General features: G+C 39.1%; 23 protein-coding genes. All 23 read left to right on the plus strand.

All coding sequences use genetic code 11. The features are described from left to right. Window positions 1–188: 188 nt before the first annotated feature. The 23 genes from ACDG22_RS02260 (at window position 189) to ACDG22_RS02370 (ending at window position 15,142) form a co-directional block, all read left to right on the plus strand. The gene (locus ACDG22_RS02260; protein WP_022400732.1) at window positions 189–428 is read left to right on the plus strand and encodes a hypothetical protein; all 240 of its coding nucleotides are present in this window, start codon (window positions 189–191) and stop codon (window positions 426–428) included. After that, a complete protein-coding gene (locus ACDG22_RS02265; protein WP_117875679.1) occupies window positions 425–2,419 on the plus strand; it encodes an ATP-binding protein in 1,995 nt (664 codons plus the stop codon). The genes ACDG22_RS02260 and ACDG22_RS02265 overlap by 4 nt, the downstream gene beginning before the upstream one ends. Before the next feature lie 11 nt (window positions 2,420–2,430). Next, window positions 2,431–3,420, plus strand: coding sequence for a recombinase RecT (locus ACDG22_RS02270; RefSeq protein WP_050440888.1), 990 nt, complete (start codon window positions 2,431–2,433; stop codon window positions 3,418–3,420). Further along, on the plus strand, window positions 3,420–4,154 hold the full coding sequence (locus ACDG22_RS02275; protein WP_005850380.1) for an MBL fold metallo-hydrolase: 735 nt from the start codon (window positions 3,420–3,422) through the stop codon (window positions 4,152–4,154). The genes ACDG22_RS02270 and ACDG22_RS02275 overlap by 1 nt, the downstream gene beginning before the upstream one ends. Window positions 4,155–4,156: 2 nt before the next feature. After that, the gene (locus tag ACDG22_RS02280; RefSeq protein WP_005850378.1) at window positions 4,157–4,522 is read left to right on the plus strand and encodes a hypothetical protein; all 366 of its coding nucleotides are present in this window, start codon (window positions 4,157–4,159) and stop codon (window positions 4,520–4,522) included. Then, entirely contained in the window at window positions 4,512–4,964 is a 453-nt protein-coding gene (locus ACDG22_RS02285; protein WP_005850376.1) for a hypothetical protein, read from the plus strand. Before ACDG22_RS02280 ends, ACDG22_RS02285 begins: the two co-directional genes overlap by 11 nt. 119 nt (window positions 4,965–5,083) lie before the next feature. Continuing rightward, window positions 5,084–5,665: a hypothetical protein gene (locus ACDG22_RS02290; RefSeq protein WP_270668884.1), complete on the plus strand. Its 582-nt coding sequence runs from the start codon at window positions 5,084–5,086 to the stop codon at window positions 5,663–5,665. A gap of 367 nt (window positions 5,666–6,032) precedes the next feature. Beyond that, window positions 6,033–6,461 carry a hypothetical protein gene (locus ACDG22_RS02295; RefSeq protein ID WP_005850371.1) on the plus strand — a complete coding sequence of 143 codons (429 nt, stop codon included), beginning with the start codon at window positions 6,033–6,035 and terminating at the stop codon, window positions 6,459–6,461. Between the two features lie 29 nt (window positions 6,462–6,490). Beyond that, on the plus strand, window positions 6,491–7,249 hold the full coding sequence (locus ACDG22_RS02300; protein ID WP_117875676.1) for a hypothetical protein: 759 nt from the start codon (window positions 6,491–6,493) through the stop codon (window positions 7,247–7,249). Window positions 7,250–7,310: 61 nt separating this feature from the next. Then, a complete protein-coding gene (locus ACDG22_RS02305) occupies window positions 7,311–8,093 on the plus strand; it encodes a hypothetical protein (protein ID WP_005850367.1) in 783 nt (260 codons plus the stop codon). Beyond that, on the plus strand, window positions 8,017–8,673 hold the full coding sequence (locus tag ACDG22_RS02310; RefSeq protein ID WP_270668883.1) for an AAA family ATPase: 657 nt from the start codon (window positions 8,017–8,019) through the stop codon (window positions 8,671–8,673). The genes ACDG22_RS02305 and ACDG22_RS02310 overlap by 77 nt, the downstream gene beginning before the upstream one ends. After that, window positions 8,670–9,233, plus strand: coding sequence for a nucleoside triphosphate pyrophosphohydrolase family protein (locus tag ACDG22_RS02315; protein ID WP_117875675.1), 564 nt, complete (start codon window positions 8,670–8,672; stop codon window positions 9,231–9,233). Before ACDG22_RS02310 ends, ACDG22_RS02315 begins: the two co-directional genes overlap by 4 nt. A gap of 19 nt (window positions 9,234–9,252) precedes the next feature. Next, window positions 9,253–9,741, plus strand: coding sequence for a DNA N-6-adenine-methyltransferase (locus ACDG22_RS02320; protein ID WP_005850361.1), 489 nt, complete (start codon window positions 9,253–9,255; stop codon window positions 9,739–9,741). 1 nt (window position 9,742) lies between these two features. Next, on the plus strand, window positions 9,743–10,198 hold the full coding sequence (locus ACDG22_RS02325; protein ID WP_005850359.1) for a hypothetical protein: 456 nt from the start codon (window positions 9,743–9,745) through the stop codon (window positions 10,196–10,198). Between the two features lies 1 nt (window position 10,199). Beyond that, complete coding sequence (locus tag ACDG22_RS02330) at window positions 10,200–10,442, plus strand: hypothetical protein (protein WP_270668882.1); 243 nt, start codon at window positions 10,200–10,202, stop codon at window positions 10,440–10,442. Window positions 10,443–10,503: 61 nt separating this feature from the next. Further along, the gene (locus tag ACDG22_RS02335) at window positions 10,504–11,316 is read left to right on the plus strand and encodes a ParB/RepB/Spo0J family partition protein (protein WP_270668881.1); all 813 of its coding nucleotides are present in this window, start codon (window positions 10,504–10,506) and stop codon (window positions 11,314–11,316) included. Next, window positions 11,313–11,885: a 3'-5' exonuclease gene (locus ACDG22_RS02340; RefSeq protein WP_270668880.1), complete on the plus strand. Its 573-nt coding sequence runs from the start codon at window positions 11,313–11,315 to the stop codon at window positions 11,883–11,885. Before ACDG22_RS02335 ends, ACDG22_RS02340 begins: the two co-directional genes overlap by 4 nt. A 4-nt stretch (window positions 11,886–11,889) precedes the next feature. Next, entirely contained in the window at window positions 11,890–12,282 is a 393-nt protein-coding gene (locus ACDG22_RS02345; protein WP_022400721.1) for a hypothetical protein, read from the plus strand. Further along, on the plus strand, window positions 12,279–12,719 hold the full coding sequence (locus tag ACDG22_RS02350) for a hypothetical protein (protein ID WP_005850349.1): 441 nt from the start codon (window positions 12,279–12,281) through the stop codon (window positions 12,717–12,719). Before ACDG22_RS02345 ends, ACDG22_RS02350 begins: the two co-directional genes overlap by 4 nt. Before the next feature lie 75 nt (window positions 12,720–12,794). After that, entirely contained in the window at window positions 12,795–13,157 is a 363-nt protein-coding gene (locus ACDG22_RS02355) for a hypothetical protein (protein WP_022400720.1), read from the plus strand. A gap of 1 nt (window position 13,158) precedes the next feature. Then, entirely contained in the window at window positions 13,159–14,277 is a 1,119-nt protein-coding gene (locus tag ACDG22_RS02360; protein ID WP_005850346.1) for a DUF4417 domain-containing protein, read from the plus strand. Beyond that, window positions 14,255–14,866 (plus strand): hypothetical protein, encoded by a 612-nt coding sequence (locus ACDG22_RS02365; RefSeq protein ID WP_005850344.1) that lies wholly within the window; start codon window positions 14,255–14,257, stop codon window positions 14,864–14,866. The genes ACDG22_RS02360 and ACDG22_RS02365 overlap by 23 nt, the downstream gene beginning before the upstream one ends. Before the next feature lie 36 nt (window positions 14,867–14,902). Further along, complete coding sequence (locus ACDG22_RS02370) at window positions 14,903–15,142, plus strand: hypothetical protein (protein WP_005850342.1); 240 nt, start codon at window positions 14,903–14,905, stop codon at window positions 15,140–15,142. Window positions 15,143–15,166: the final 24 nt, after the last annotated feature.

The raw sequence follows: 15,166 nt of genomic DNA on the forward strand, positions 1-15,166 counted from the left end.
CACCAACTTCTATTTACGGCTATGTGCTTCCTGATGTTCTATGTACTTTATACAGATAACCAGTACAATACAGAAAGCGTACAGCACTATTTCAGAAAAATGTTGAGGGCTAAAAGACTACGGAAAAGGAAATGTAGATAATGGGTATTGTACTGGAGCTATACGAGCTTAAAAACCTTTGTCGTGACATGGCAGAACTTGGAGCAGCTAATTACGCAAAAATGGTATTTCCGGCAAAAGATCTCATTTCCCAAAGGGAGGCTTATAAATCATTCGGTGAGGCTCGTGTAAAACGGTGGGTACGCCAGCAACTTGTACACCCTACAAGGAATGGGGCAGAGAAACGCTCCAAAATACTATACTCCAGAGCTGAATTATTAACTATCGAAAAGACAGAGAAAATAGACACTTATATAAACAAATTATGAAAGAAGTATTCTTAAAGAAATTGATCCTCAAGAATTTCAAGAAAATTCAGGATCTAACAGTAGAGTTTACAGATAAAAATACCTTTATCTGTGGTGGAAATGGCACAGGAAAGACAACGCTTCAAGATGCGTTCTTGTGGCTGTTATTTGGGAAGGACAGCACGAATAGGGCTGATACCAACTTTAACATTAAAACGTTGGGAGAAGATGGAAAACCAATCTTACACCTTGTACATAGCGTAACTGGTGTATTGTCTATCAATGGTAGAGATGTTGAACTGCAACGTAACTATGTTGAAAAATGGGGAAGTGGTGTAAACGCTGGTGTCCTTCAAAACCATGCTACAGAGTTTTATTTGAATGGTGTAAAACTCAAAACGAAAAAGGAGTATGATGCGGAAGTAGCAGCGATCTTGCCGGAAGATGTTTTTAGAATGATTACTAATCCGTTATATTTCCCGACCATGAAGGCGCAAGATCAGAAAGCTATGTTGCTTGAAATGGCTGGTAACGTTACGAATGAGGAAGTAGCCAATATCAATCCAAAGTTTCAAGAGCTGATTAGTCTTATTTCAGGCAGAACCTTAGAGCAATTAGCAAAAGAAATAGCCTCTAAGAAATCAGCTATCAAAGATGAGTTAAAGGGTATTCCTGGTAGAATTGATTCGGTACGTGATGCAATGCCTGAAAGTGAGGACTGGGCGGTTTTGGAGAAGGAAATAGCCGACAAAAAAGAGAAAATTAAAGATATTGATAGCCAGTTAGCCGATAAAAGCAAACAGATAGAAGCAGAGTTCAAAGCCAAATCTGAGTTGCAAAAGCAAATCGGGAACAAAAAACTTGCCAAGTCGCAAAGAGAAAATGAGATAAGACAAAATGCCAATAAATCCTACCATGACGTACTGGATAATATTTCAAAGCTGGAATATCAAGTTAAAAGCAAGGATGCTGAAATATCCCGTAAACAAGAGGATCATTCTCGTATCAAAGCTACTATCGAAGCTCTAAATAATGATTTGGAAGTATTGAGAGGTAAGTTCTATGCCATAGATGCGGAAACGTTACAGTACCCGGAAGGAGCTTTTATTTGCCCGACTTGTAAAAGAGAGTTGGAGGTAGAAGATATTCAAGCCAAGCAACAAGAATTACAGGACAACTTTAATCTCAACAAGGCAAACCGACTGAAAGCAGTGCAAAATGAAGGCAAGGAAAAAGCTGCAAAAGTTGAAGAGCTTAAAAAGCAGTGTTCAATTATTCAAGCTGCTATAACTCAGTTGAGTAACGAGAAAGAAATATTGGTGCATAATATCAATGAATGTAAAGGGAATATGCCGGAAGAACAAGATACACAAAAGATCATTCTTTCCGATCCTACCTGGCTTTCTCTCAGTAATGAAATCGTAGATCTTGAAAACCAGTTAAAGGCAGAAGCCAAACCTATAGACACAACAGAGTTGAAAGAAGCTAAGGCTACTCTTTCTGAGGCTATAGATGAGCTGAATAAGAAGCTGGGTAAACGTGATACTATAGAACGTTCCAATAAAGTTATTGAGGATCTGGAGGATAGAAGAGATAAAAACAATGAAGCTCTGGCAGAACAAGAACGTTTGGAGTTTTTGGTACAAGACTTCCAGAAAGAAAAAGACAACAAGTTGATGGAACGTATTAACGGAATGTTCTCTTTGGTTAAGTTCTCGTTTATTAGCGAAAAGTTGAATGGGAATGAGGCTATAACCTGCTTTTGCTCTGTAGATGGTGTGCCGTTTGCCGATGTAAACAATGCTTCAAAAATCAATGCTGGGCTGGATATAATAAACGCTATATGTCGATCTGTAGGTATCACAGCACCCATTTTCATTGATAATCGGGAAAGTGTGAACGATCTTATACCTACCATGTCGCAAGTAATAAACCTCGTGGTTAGCAAAGATAAATCTTTGATGATACGTGTTGCCGGAAATGGAACAATGGAAGAATACAAACAACTTTAAATAATAATTTTATGACACAAGAAAATTCAAGTGGTACACAAGTAGTTAGTACCCAATCAACGAAAATGCCAGCACAGGCAAAAAAAATAGATGTGCTGAAAACTATGCTTAACGCTCCTTCTGTAATGGAACAATTTAAAAATGCGCTTTCTAAGAATGCTTCCACATTTGTTGCTTCCATTATTGATCTATACAACTCGGATTCAAATTTACAATTATGCGAGCCGAAAGCGGTTGTAGCGGAATGTCTGAAAGCTGCTGTTTTGAAGTTGCCAATCAATAAGGCTTTGGGGTACGCTTTCATTATCCCCTTCAATAATAGCAAAAAAGTAGATGATTTGGACGAAAAAGGTAAGCCCAAAATAGGCTCAGACGGTAAGCCTATCCAAAAGTATATCAAGGTTATGGAGCCAACGTTTCAACTGGGGTACAAGGGTTATATTCAGCTTGCGGAAAGATCCAACCAATACCGTACCATTAACGCAGATGTCGTTTTTGATGGTGAAGTTCGTAAAGTGAACAAACTTACTGGCGAGATCGCTTTTGACGGAGAAAAGAAGTCTGATAAGATCATAGGTTACTTCTGCTATTTTGAATTGCTTAACGGCTTCTCTAAGACGTTGTACATGACTGTTGAACAAATGGCTACCCACGCCAAACGCTACTCCAAAGGGTTAAAGAAGGAAACAACCGTAGAAAGCCTTATGAAACTTGCCGAACTGCCTTTCTCGGCAGACAGTAAAACCGTTGGATGGCTCGGTAATTTTCATGGGATGGCTATCAAAACCGTTATCAGAAATTTACTTAGTAAATACGGCTATCTCTCTATAGAAATGCAACAAGCATTTGAAAATGATGTTGAGGGTGCGGAAGAGCATACAGACGCTATGCCCACAATGGGAACACAACGTTTTGATGTATCAGATGTTAGCTTTGAGGAAGTTTCTAATACCAGTGCCAATACTGCAACGGCTTCCAATGAAAATAAGCCAGGTTTCTAATGGGAATGGAATTAAGAGTTTTGGGCAGCTCGTCCAGTGGTAATTGCTACATACTGGATAACGGCAATGAGGCTTTGATTATCGAGGCTGGAATACGTTTCATAGACGTAAAAAAGGCTTTGGATTTCAATATTCGCAAAGTCGTAGGCTGCTTAATAACTCATCAGCATAACGATCATGCTAAATATGCTAAGGCAATGGTAGATTGTGGCTTTCATGTATTGGCTCTTCCAGAAGTGATAGAAAGCAAGGAATTGAAAGGTTCCAGAGTAAAAGCCATTAAAATAGGATCGGGCTATCTGCTTGGTGGTTTTCGGGTGATCCCCTTCCCTGCTTTCCATGATGTACCTTGTGTTGGCTATTTCATTAAGCACCCGGATTGTGGTAGTATTATGTTTTTAACGGATAGTTGCCAGTCTGGATATACTTTTTCTGGATTGAATCATATACTGATTGAATGTAATTACTCTGATACAAAACTGATAGAAAGCATTAATGCCGGGCGTGTCCTTCCTACACAAAGAAACAGATTAATGGTTTCTCACATGGAGCTGGAAAGTTGCAAACAAGCTCTAAAAGAAAACGATTTGAGCAACGTTGCAAACATAGTTCTTTTACACCTCTCATCTAATAACAGCGATGAGCATTTATTTGTATCTGAGGTGCAAAAAATTACTGGAAAGGCGGTTTATGCTGCTAAACCAGGTTTGAGTATAACCTTAAACAATTTTTAGGTATGATACAAGGATTTTCAGAGCAAACAAAACCTCTAACCGATTATGAGGACAAAGTTATTCTGCCTCTCATAGTACAAGGGCTTCACGGTAAGGTAGGTAAATATAAAGCGATTACAAATAAAGCGATGTGTTCGGCTTTAAAGTCTTATGGGTGTAAAATTGATAGTCCACGAATAAGAAAGATTATCAACCATATTAGACTTTCGGGTATGGTGATTGGGCTGATTGCCACAAGTGAAGGCTACTATATCGCAGAAACACGTAAGGAGCTGGAAGATTACCTGAGAAGCCTTGAAGGTAGAGAAGGAGCTATACACGCAGTTAGAAAGAGTTTAGAAAAACAGCTACAGCTATATGACAAATAAAGTTTTGATAGAAAAGAAGGGTGGGCTATTCAACCTTAGACCGTTATACGACTTGTTTTCTCATTCGGTAGATGGGATTTACCAGGTAATAGTGAAAAAGGTTAGGAAGCCACGTTCCAACGATCAAAACGGCTGGCTATGGGGGTGTATCTATCCAATGCTGTTAGATGGGTTGCTTAATGCCGGATGGGAGTTTACAAGCGTGGAACAAGTACACGAGTTTTTTAAGGCTCAAATGACTAAAGACAAAGTAGTAAACAAACATACGGGTGAGATTATAGAATTTCCCGGATCAACTGCAACAATGGACACGTTAACATTCTCAACATATTGCGAGAAGCTCAGAGAGTATGCTTTGGAATACTTGAATATAGAAATACCTGATCCCGATCCTAACTGGAGGAAAGCCGATGAAGAAAATACCCAATCACTTGGTAAATGAGCTTATCCGGCTTATTCCAGTGCTAATAGAAAATATCCCACACGAAGGTAGAAGTACCAGAGTGGATAATGCGATACGATTAACTAACAAAATTGTCAAACGATTAAAATCTTTAAAAGATGAAAGTAATTGAAATTACTGAGATTGAAGTAAAGGCAGCTTTAGACGTTGCTAAAAGTGAAGAAGTGAAAAACGTGTTGGTAGCCTTGTTCTGCAAAGGTGAAAAGAAACCAACCCCTACCCTTGATGATTACACGACAATCCGAAGTTATGAGGATGCGTGTGCTGCTTTAAAGTGTTCCCCTATTGATGAGAAGGCTTTGCGTTCTGCTGGAGTAAGAAAAGGGATTATTGCCTTAATCAAACTTGAAACAATCAGCCGGGCTTTGTGGGGTAAGAATTACCAGCCTAAACCGGATGCAAGCGGTAGCAGCCGTTTCTATTTCCCCTGGTTTGCTTTGTGGACTGAGAGAGAAATCAAAGAAACAGAAGGGCTTGTGTATATTCCAGTTATTGACGATCTAAACGTTCGTGCGGGCTTCGGTTTTGCGCATACGTCTAACGCCCCCTCGCATACGGCTGCGTATGTCGGCTCTCGGCTTTGGCAAGAATCAAGAGAGAAAGCAAAGTATTTCGGGCAGCAATTCATTGAATTGTGGTTTGATTATTTGATGTTTAATGTAAAGAAGGTGCAAGAATGACAACAATATTTTATATACTGATAGCCTTCTGCCTTTTCTTTGAAGTGCTGAATTTGGCAGCTTGCAAAAAAGTTTTCGCTGCTGTGGAAAAGTATAAGGACAAAAACGATCTTACTGAGATAAGCCCGGTTTTCGCTGTTTGGAGAATGTGCAACTGGATCTACCTTATATTGTGCTTCATAGGTTTAATAAGCTCTCAATGGATAGGTTTTCTTGCATTGATTGTTTTAAGCCTTATCCCTAAGAAGTGGTTTACATGGAGAATTATAGATAACATATTAGGAATCGCAATCTTACTGTTTGTTCTCTTGAATAAGTACCACTTTCAAATAGACTTCAATTCATTAATAATCAAACTTATTTTGCAATGAAAGATATAATGTTGGCTGATACTCCAGTGGAGCAAAGAGCGCAAATTTTACGTGATAGCTGCGATGAGGTCGTAGAGAAAAGTTATCTCTCAAAGTTCTCTCAGGAAGAAACTAATGAGCTTCGGGCTAACCTTGTAGAAGTTCAGATACAGATGCAAGAACTGACAGAAAATTTTGATGTAGTTAAAGCTGACTTCAAAGGGAAAATGAAGCCACTGCAAGAACGGATCGGAAAAATGCTTGATGATTTGAGAAAAGGCGGTGAGTACATTAAAGGTGAGTGCTACAAGTTCATAGATCAAGACGAAGGAAGAGTAGGTTACTATACGCCAGACGGTTATTTGCTGGAGGAAAGACCTATGAAGCCGGAAGAAAGGCAGAAAACAATTCAAATGGCAGTGCGCTTGACTGGCACAGATAATTAATTTATTAACATCTTAATTTTTAAAACATTATGGAAGAAAAAAACAAAGGTTTGAACATTAACATCGAACATTACACTGGAGAGAAACCTATTGAAGTAGTTTATAGACTTGGTGACGCAGCACAAGCACAACAACCGCTTGCAACCAAAGCCCCGGAAAAGATCAGTGTTTCCGGCACTATCTCCACTCCGTATGAATGGCTTTCCAAGCGAATAGACACTGTAGATCAGAAACGTGCAAATGTCGTTGTGGATCGTGAGAAAATGACAATTCAGCTCACTGTAAACGAAGATGATTATTACAATAAAAACACGTTCACTGGTACGGTTGAAGTATCTGAAACATTTGAGAAGTTCGGTATTAATGATGGTGAAAAGGGGTGGATCCCTGCCAAATTAGGACAATTTTTGCGTCTGAATCGTGGTTTGTTTGAAGATAAAGAAAAGTGCATGGTGCTTGTTTCCAATCTCAAAAACTTCAATGCAAAAGCAAAGGCAGAGATTGAGAAACAAAGAGATCCTTCTGGCTCCGTTGCTGATGTTTACCGTTGCCAGGTAGAAAGTAATTTACCGAAGAGCTTTACCGTAAACATGGCTATCTTCAAGGGAACTGCAAAACAGCCCATCGAAATTGAGTTCGATCATTATCTGACAAATGGAGAAGTGTTTTTGCAACTTGTTTCGCCAGGAGCAAATGAAGTGATGGAAAGTTACAGAGATAAGTGTATTGATGAAGTGTTGGATAAGATCAAGGATATTGCCCCCGATATTGCAATTCTGGAAGTGTAACCGTTCAAACATGATTATAGGAAAGCTGGGAATTATCCCGGCTTCCTTAAAAATTCTCTCTATGGCAAGAAAACAAGAAACTCCTATGCCTTTCTATGTTGGCGATTGGTTGAGGTGTCCTGAATTAAGGGTACTTCCACCAGACGTTAGGGGCTTGTGGATGGATATGTTATGCTATATGTGGGAAAGTGTAGAACGTGGTGTTATGGTTATGCCAAACGGACAGCCTTGTACGAAAGAAGATATAGCCCGTATCATAGGTACGGATTGCTCAGGATCTTCTAAATGGGTAGATTCTTTGATAGAAAACAAGGTGTGTGAAGTTCGGGAAGATGGAGCTATTTATAGTAGGCGTATGGTAAAAGACAACCTGATAAGTGAGAAAAGAAGGCTGGCAGGTAAGAAAGGGGGTGAGATCACTAAGGCAAGGGTTTTCATTCCAAAAGCAGAAGCAGAAACGATCCTACAAGAGCAGCCCCAACAACCGCAACAGGAAGTTTTACTGTTTCCACAAGAAAGCCCACCACCTTTAACGCCAGAGCAGCAAAAAAAGGCTGAGAAGGCAAAAAAATACAAGTATGCTGAGTTCGTAACACTAACAAGGGATGAATACGCTAAGTTATGCGCTGAATATTCTGAGGAAGGAGCCAAACGGATGATTGAAATACTTGATAACTATAAAGGATCAAAAGGGAAAAAGTATAGTTCTGACTATAGAGCCATACTAAACTGGGTAGTAAATAGATATAACGAAGAAATACAAAAGTATGGATATAAACATAAAGAATCAGCTTCAAAAGATCCTGGATCGGCAACTGGAAACGACTACAGAAACACGATTTAGAATAGAAGGATATTCTAAGGAAACAGTTCAGGAAATGCTGCTTATGTGCTATCAGCATGAGGTGCGCAAAAGGCGTATTCCGTTTCAGAAAGATAAGGAAACACTGGAGAAAATAGAAAAGGCTGCAAAATGGCTTACTGGCGATTATAAAGTAGGATTGCTGCTATATGGAATAGTGGGATCCGGCAAATCTACTTTAGGCAAGGCGATTTGTAACCTTATCGGTATTCTACACAATAGCTCCATATCCAGTGAGCGAAAAGGTGTATTCCGGGTTTCAGCTTTGGATTTGGCAAAAAATGTGGCTAATGATCCTATGTACTTCAATAAGCTCAAAAATCAAGAACTGCTTTTTATTGATGATATAGGAACTGAACCAGCAAGTGTAAAAAGTTGGGGTAACGAGTTCTCACCAGTGGTAGAACTGCTTTATGCCAGATATGATAGACAGTTATTCACTATCGCAACTTCCAATCTCAAAGATTCCGATTTTGGGGAACGTTACGGTATAAGAATAGCTGATCGGATGGAAGAAATGTTTGAACGTATTTATTACCAAAACAAGAGTTATAGAAAATGAGTGAGATAAATTGGAACGAGTTAAAAGACAAAGCCCATTCCAACGCAGTAAAACATGGATTTTGGGAAGGCAGACCAAGCGATAAGCACTTTCTTTGCCTGGTTATTTCGGAGCTTATGGAAGCTGTGAACGCCCATAGAAGAAATAAGTTTGCAAGAGTACCAGCCAACAGAAAAGAAACAATATTCGATGATCGTACTTTCCACCATGAAAACAAGTATTTCAGAGAAAACTTTGAAGAGTATGTGAAAGATACAGTAGAAGATGAATTAGCGGATGCTGCTATTCGATTACTGGATATTGCTGGAGCAAATAATCTGAATTTAAATAGATTCTGTTTGCAACACGTAGTTACTCCTAAGAAAAGTTTTACAGAAAATATATATGCTATCGTAAAAGATTTGGTGAACTACAAATATTCTCAGGAAGAACAGATTAACTATGCTCTTCACCAGATACGAAGATTATCCGAAATTCTCAAAATTAACTTACTGTGGCATATTGAGCAAAAGATGTATTACAACGAAGGTAGGGAAAATAAACACGGAAAGGAATATTAAAATTTACCAAGTAAACATTATGAATACGAGTTTTGAACGAAGTAAGCAGACAACGGATGAGTGGTACACTCCCAAATGGATAGTGGACGCTTTAGGGAGTTTTGATCTTGATCCATGCGCTCCTGAAAACCGTTTGTGGAACACCGCCAAAAGACATATAACGCCTTCTGAGGATGGTTTAAAAACTGAATGGGGGGGGGTAAGAGTATGGTTAAATCCTCCGTATTCACGTCCTCTTATTGAGCGATTTGTGGAAAAGATGGTAAGGAACAACAACGGTATAGCATTGCTTTTTAATCGCTGTGATAGCAAGATGTTTCAAGATCTCATTTTCCCAAATGCAAGCGCAATAATGTTTGTGAAGGGTAGAATAAAATTCTATCGACCAGATGGTACACAAGGAGATAGCCCAGGGTGCGGTAGCGTTCTTATAGCCTTTGGTGAGGAAAACGCAAAAATACTGGAATATTCTAATATACCTGGTAAATATATAAAACTCAACAATTAAGATGGAAAAGAAAAAAGTGATATTGACCTTATGCAAGTCTTTCCCCGTAACTCATAGCAAAGCTGGCGAGGCTACAGACTTTGAAAAGAAGCTGAAAGACAAAAGTAAGATCCATACAATCCGATACAACGCAAAAAATGTATGGAATGGACGGTATAAAGATATTGTTTCTGGTAAAAAATATCTTTCAATACGTGAATGGACTGGCAGACCGTATAATTCGGAGCAAAAGGAAATAGCCCAATTACCCAAAATCGGACTGCAACACGTAACCATGACATATAGCTCTGAGGATGCTTACCCTGAAATATGGATAGACAACAAGAAAGTTTCAATCCATGAAGTAGCGAAAAATGATGGTCTGAGCGTGGAGGACTTTGTAGAATGGTTTTTCGGGAACAACAAAGAGAATGTTTTTGAAGGTGTAGTTATTCATTTTACAGATTTTCGGTACTGATATGAGCGAACAAGAATTAAAAGAGCAACTTGGTGATGAACTTTGCGAGTTTTGCCCCTGGCGAAAAGGTGAAATAGATCATACGTTCGATTCTCTTTGTGAAGGCTCTTATTGCGATGATGCTTTTGATAACTTTTTAGATGAAAACGAAGGTTATTTCGATGATGAAGAAATAATCACTGTAGCGAATGTAAATACTATTGGTGTTATCCTCATACAACCCAAATGTATTGCTACAAGTTAGGTAAACGGATAACAGCCAGAAAGAAAAGCTGTAAACATTATCAACCCAATAGTTAATAAAAATGGAAACTAATGCAACAAAAAGAACTGATATTTTCCAGATAGATCCACGTAACATAGTGGTAATGGATGATTTCAATGCTCGTAGAGATTTCGATTTAGAGGAATTAAAGGAGCAAATCAAGGCTAAAGGAGTTCTTAACCCTATTACCGTACTTCCTTTCAAAGATGAGGACGGTATAGAACGGTACAAGCTGGTGGATGGTGAAAGACGCTATCGGGCTACTATGCTTGCGATTGAAGAGGGTATAAACATTCCTTACATTAAGGCTTTGAAGCTGCCTAAAGACACAAGTACGGAAGAGCTTCTAATCGAGCAGATGATGAGAAATGAGGGAAAGCGTTTTTCTGAATATGAGTGCGGTATCATGTTCAAACGCTTTAAAGAAAAGTTCGGATATACCCAAAATGAGATAGCTGAAAAGTTTAAAAAATCTCCGGCTTTTGTGAGTAAATGTTTATCCCTAATGGATCTCCCTATAGAGATTCAGGAACGTATTATAAACAAACAAATATCAGCTTCTGCTGCTAAGGACATTGTAGCCAATTACGATACGGAAGAGGAACAAGTAAACGCCACGAGAAAAGCCGTAGAATTAGCCGAAAAGCAAGGGAAAAGGACTGTTACCAATAAAGAGATTAACGCTGTACAGAAAGAGGCTAAGGAAGCCAAAGAGATAGCTCAGGCACTCCGTAAGGTGTGGGCTTATCTGGATGGCGGTGTTATGGTAGATGTGGATAAGCTGGCTATCCTTCTGGATAAAACAGAGAGTTTGAGTAATGCAATGAAACAATATAAAAAATTGAGTAAATGAAAGTAGTGTTTTTTGACCTGGAAACTACAGGAACGTTAGTAAACAAACATGGGATCCACCAAATTAGCGGTATGATCGTTATAGACGGTGAAGTAAAAGAAACCTTTGATTTCAAGGTACAGTCTAACCCTAAAGCGGAAATAGTGCAAGAGGCTTTAGATGTGGCTGGTGTAACCAAAGAGCAGATTCTATCTTATCCGGCAATGGGGTATGTGTACGGACAATTTACGGCTATTTTGAACAAATACGTGGATAAGTACAATAAGCAGGATAAGTTTTTCCTTGCTGGTTATAATAATGCTTCATTTGATAACCAGTTTCTCCGTGCATGGTTTTTACAGAATGGGGATAAATATTTCGGATCTTACTTCTGGAGTAATTCTATAGATGTAATGGTTTTGGCAACTCCTTATCTGGCTTCTCAACGCTCACAGATGGAAAATTTCAAGCAAGGAACTGTAGCAAAGGCACTCGGTATAGAAATAGACGAAAGCCGGCTACATGATGCCTTGTATGACATTCAAGTATGTAAATCTATTTACGATATTGTTTCACCATATAAAATGTAATGTTATGGAAAAGATTAATATTCAACTTCCTCAGTATTGGAAAAAGAAGAAACTTAACCCGGAGTTTATAAAAGAACTTGAATCAACTGCAAAAAGCGATCCGTTTACAAAAGATGAGTTCGGGGAATATCGGTTTGGTACATTTCTTCATGGTTGCGCTATTGTCAAAGTTGAAATGACTGATAACCTTCTGAGCGTTGCTATTCACAGCCAACATCCTATAGGTTTGCCAATGATTAAGGAGATTCGCTATAAATACGCTCCGAATAATTGTCTTATGACAATGCTAATGCCTTCAAGGGAACAGCAGATTAGCGATAATACCGTAGTGCTTTATCAGATTCCAGGATCTTTTAGCGATACGACAGATGTTGAATTTGAGGAAGGGAAAGAATGATCTATATAGGGATTGATACAGGTGTACATACCGGGATTGCTATCTGGGATAACCGAAAGCGTTCTTTGGAAATGGTAAAACAAATGCCTATTCATAGGGCTATGGCGGTTGTTCAGTCTTATGCGGATATGCAAAAGACGGGTGTAGGCGATAAAATCATAGTAAGAGTGGAAGATCCACGACAACGCACCTGGTTTGGTACAGAGAGAATGACACGTGAAGAGGAACGGAAGAGGCTACAAGGTGTAGGATCCGTAAAACGTGATGCTACAATTTGGGAAGATTACCTTACCGAACTTGGTGTTGAGTTTGAAATGGTTGCTCCTAAACGGAATATAACAAAGATGAGCCAGGAATATTTCAAGCAGCTTACGGGATGGAAAAAGCAAACCAACGAGCATAGTAGGGATGCTGCCATGTTAGTATTTGGCTTTTAGATGTTTTTTTGCTCTTCGTTGGCGTATATATACACCAAAATTTATATCTTTGCATTAATTGATAACATTGATATTATGACTATTACGACAACTATCTTTATAGTAGCAGGTGCTTTAGCGGTATTCATTACCGCTATGCACTTTGCAAATCTTTTCCTACCGTATGATCCGATTACACCAGGTAAATCTATTACCGTATATCTGGATGGTAAGTTTAATAGGGTGGCAACGATCACGAGTATAGAGAACGGTTGTATCTATGTATATGATAAATTCCCGTTGCCATTGCATTATAGAGGAAAATTTTACGCTGTAGGCAGAATGACGGACGGGCATAAGGTTATGTTTTTAGGGAAGCGGAAACTTTATCTGTTGATGCGCTTTGTGGAGGCTTTCAGAAAGATTGCCCGTATTCCTGAATTTGAAAAGGAGGTTTAACATGGAAGAGATAGAGATTGTTTACCGTAAAATCTCGGATCTAACTCTGTTGGATGATAACCCACGAAAGATAAGCAAGAGAGATTTAGAGCGTTTGGTAGATTCCATCCGCATAAATGGTTTCTGGAAGCACCGCCCTATTGCCTTATCTGAGCGTGAAGGAAAGTTATATGTACTGGCAGGACACCAACGGATAAAGGCTGCAAAGAAGCTGAAAATATCGGAAGTGCCGACAATCTTGTACCACAACCTGACCGAAGAGCAGGAAGCGGATATAGTTCTAAGGGATAACATCAACAATGGTGAATGGGATTTTGAAAAGCTACAGCTTGGAGATTGGAGCAACAAGGCTGATTTCTCTTTTATCGGTTTAGATATTCCAGTAGAGGATAAACAGCCGGAAGATGAGGAAGCAGCCGATGAAGAACAAGAGGATAACGAGAAAGAGGAAGGCTCGGAAGATGATCCGATAGCGGATGAAAAAGAGGATTTTTACAGATCCATGCTTAACGATTGTTTGTATGAGAGCAATAATGAGTTTGACATTCCTAATTTGTTGCTGGAAGAACAAGCCGGAAAACTTCTTTTGCCTTTTGCCCCCTGGGGAGCTGATAGCCGATTAAGGAAAGATGTTGCTACTTACCACTTCTATGTAGATGATTATCGCTTTGAAGCTATTTGGAAAGATCCGATCAAGGTGCTAACCAGTGGTGTAAAAGCGTTGGTAGAGCCAAACCTTTCCGTTTACGATACAACCCCGATAGCTTACGGTTTACAACAGATTTACAAGAAACGTTGGATAAGCCGATACTTTCAAGAGTGCGGTATCAAGGTGTACGCAGATCTGAATGTTTCTGTGAAGTTCAAAGAGTATAATAAACTGGGCTTACCAAAAGGGTATAACGCTTTTTTCACTCGTGGCTATGCTGGTCGGTTGGAATATCTGAAAGGAGAGCTTGAAGTAGCCAAAGAAATATCCGGCTTGCAAACTCCTAACTTGCTTGTGTATGGCGGTGGTGATGAGATCAGAAAGTTTTGCATAGATAACAGCCTGGTTTACGTCCAGGACTTTATTAACGATAAAAGTTCAAAAAAAGATGGCAAAAACAAGCGGAAGTAATGGAGGTTTGCCGAATGGCGATTCAAACTACAAAGGTAAGGTAGGCAAACTGGAACCTTTGGCTTCAATTAAGAACCCGAAGGTGTACAAGACTGTAAAAGAAAGTATCTCACGTTTTCACTCTGTTTTGGGAGTAAGACAGAAAGATATTAAGATCGGACAACTGGAGGCTGGTACGGGTGGAGTGCATATTTCCCAAAATGGAGTATCTAAACAAGTCGTTTTGAATAAATCCGTTTTCAATGGGAAAAACACCACAACCCAAAGCGTTGCTAAATGGGCTGAAAAAGGTTACAAAAGCGGACACTTGACGAAAACCAACAAGCCAGTAGCACATATTGTTACTCACGAGCTGGCGCACGCAACTTGGAACAACCATTTAACAAGCCCCAATGCAAAGGCAGCAAGTAAAAGCATAAACAGCCTTTATAAGAAATGGGGTAATGATAAGTCGAAACAAGGTTATGGTAAATATGCCAAAACCAATGTAAACGAGTTCTGGGCAGAAGTATGTACAAAAGCCGTTCATGGTAAGGCAGATAAGTACACAAAAGCAGCTAAAGATATAATCAAGAAGTATAAATTATAACGTATATTTGCGGAAAACGCAATAAAATATTGAGCTATGGATAAAATAGAATTAACCGATTTGCAAAAGCAGCTTATTCAAAAGCAGCTAAATGAAAAGTACGATCCGTTTATGGCTACGGAAGAAGAACAAGAAGCCTTCAATGACGTAATAGACAAAGCCGAAGCATTATCGGATGAACTGGACGCTGTAGATGATTACATAGACAACTACAACGGTGATATGATAGCCTGGTTTTGGGCAAAGTACCAAGAGCAGGAACAAAAGGAACAATGATAAATTAACCAGGTAAAGAATTAA

The sequence above is a fragment of the Phocaeicola coprocola genome, assembly GCF_041333015.1.
In the GTDB taxonomy this organism is placed as follows: domain Bacteria; phylum Bacteroidota; class Bacteroidia; order Bacteroidales; family Bacteroidaceae; genus Phocaeicola; species Phocaeicola coprocola.

Coding starts and splice junctions, on each gene's coding strand:
- ACDG22_RS02260 (WP_022400732.1), top strand. CDS start 189: ATGGCAGAACTTGGAGCAGCTAATTACGCAAAAATGGTATTTCCGGCA.
- ACDG22_RS02265 (WP_117875679.1), top strand. CDS start 425: ATGAAAGAAGTATTCTTAAAGAAATTGATCCTCAAGAATTTCAAGAAA.
- ACDG22_RS02270 (WP_050440888.1), top strand. CDS start 2,431: ATGACACAAGAAAATTCAAGTGGTACACAAGTAGTTAGTACCCAATCA.
- ACDG22_RS02275 (WP_005850380.1), top strand. CDS start 3,420: ATGGGAATGGAATTAAGAGTTTTGGGCAGCTCGTCCAGTGGTAATTGC.
- ACDG22_RS02280 (WP_005850378.1), top strand. CDS start 4,157: ATGATACAAGGATTTTCAGAGCAAACAAAACCTCTAACCGATTATGAG.
- ACDG22_RS02285 (WP_005850376.1), top strand. CDS start 4,512: ATGACAAATAAAGTTTTGATAGAAAAGAAGGGTGGGCTATTCAACCTT.
- ACDG22_RS02290 (WP_270668884.1), top strand. CDS start 5,084: ATGAAAGTAATTGAAATTACTGAGATTGAAGTAAAGGCAGCTTTAGAC.
- ACDG22_RS02295 (WP_005850371.1), top strand. CDS start 6,033: ATGAAAGATATAATGTTGGCTGATACTCCAGTGGAGCAAAGAGCGCAA.
- ACDG22_RS02300 (WP_117875676.1), top strand. CDS start 6,491: ATGGAAGAAAAAAACAAAGGTTTGAACATTAACATCGAACATTACACT.
- ACDG22_RS02305 (WP_005850367.1), top strand. CDS start 7,311: ATGGCAAGAAAACAAGAAACTCCTATGCCTTTCTATGTTGGCGATTGG.
- ACDG22_RS02310 (WP_270668883.1), top strand. CDS start 8,017: ATGGATATAAACATAAAGAATCAGCTTCAAAAGATCCTGGATCGGCAA.
- ACDG22_RS02315 (WP_117875675.1), top strand. CDS start 8,670: ATGAGTGAGATAAATTGGAACGAGTTAAAAGACAAAGCCCATTCCAAC.
- ACDG22_RS02320 (WP_005850361.1), top strand. CDS start 9,253: ATGAATACGAGTTTTGAACGAAGTAAGCAGACAACGGATGAGTGGTAC.
- ACDG22_RS02325 (WP_005850359.1), top strand. CDS start 9,743: ATGGAAAAGAAAAAAGTGATATTGACCTTATGCAAGTCTTTCCCCGTA.
- ACDG22_RS02330 (WP_270668882.1), top strand. CDS start 10,200: ATGAGCGAACAAGAATTAAAAGAGCAACTTGGTGATGAACTTTGCGAG.
- ACDG22_RS02335 (WP_270668881.1), top strand. CDS start 10,504: ATGGAAACTAATGCAACAAAAAGAACTGATATTTTCCAGATAGATCCA.
- ACDG22_RS02340 (WP_270668880.1), top strand. CDS start 11,313: ATGAAAGTAGTGTTTTTTGACCTGGAAACTACAGGAACGTTAGTAAAC.
- ACDG22_RS02345 (WP_022400721.1), top strand. CDS start 11,890: ATGGAAAAGATTAATATTCAACTTCCTCAGTATTGGAAAAAGAAGAAA.
- ACDG22_RS02350 (WP_005850349.1), top strand. CDS start 12,279: ATGATCTATATAGGGATTGATACAGGTGTACATACCGGGATTGCTATC.
- ACDG22_RS02355 (WP_022400720.1), top strand. CDS start 12,795: ATGACTATTACGACAACTATCTTTATAGTAGCAGGTGCTTTAGCGGTA.
- ACDG22_RS02360 (WP_005850346.1), top strand. CDS start 13,159: ATGGAAGAGATAGAGATTGTTTACCGTAAAATCTCGGATCTAACTCTG.
- ACDG22_RS02365 (WP_005850344.1), top strand. CDS start 14,255: ATGGCAAAAACAAGCGGAAGTAATGGAGGTTTGCCGAATGGCGATTCA.
- ACDG22_RS02370 (WP_005850342.1), top strand. CDS start 14,903: ATGGATAAAATAGAATTAACCGATTTGCAAAAGCAGCTTATTCAAAAG.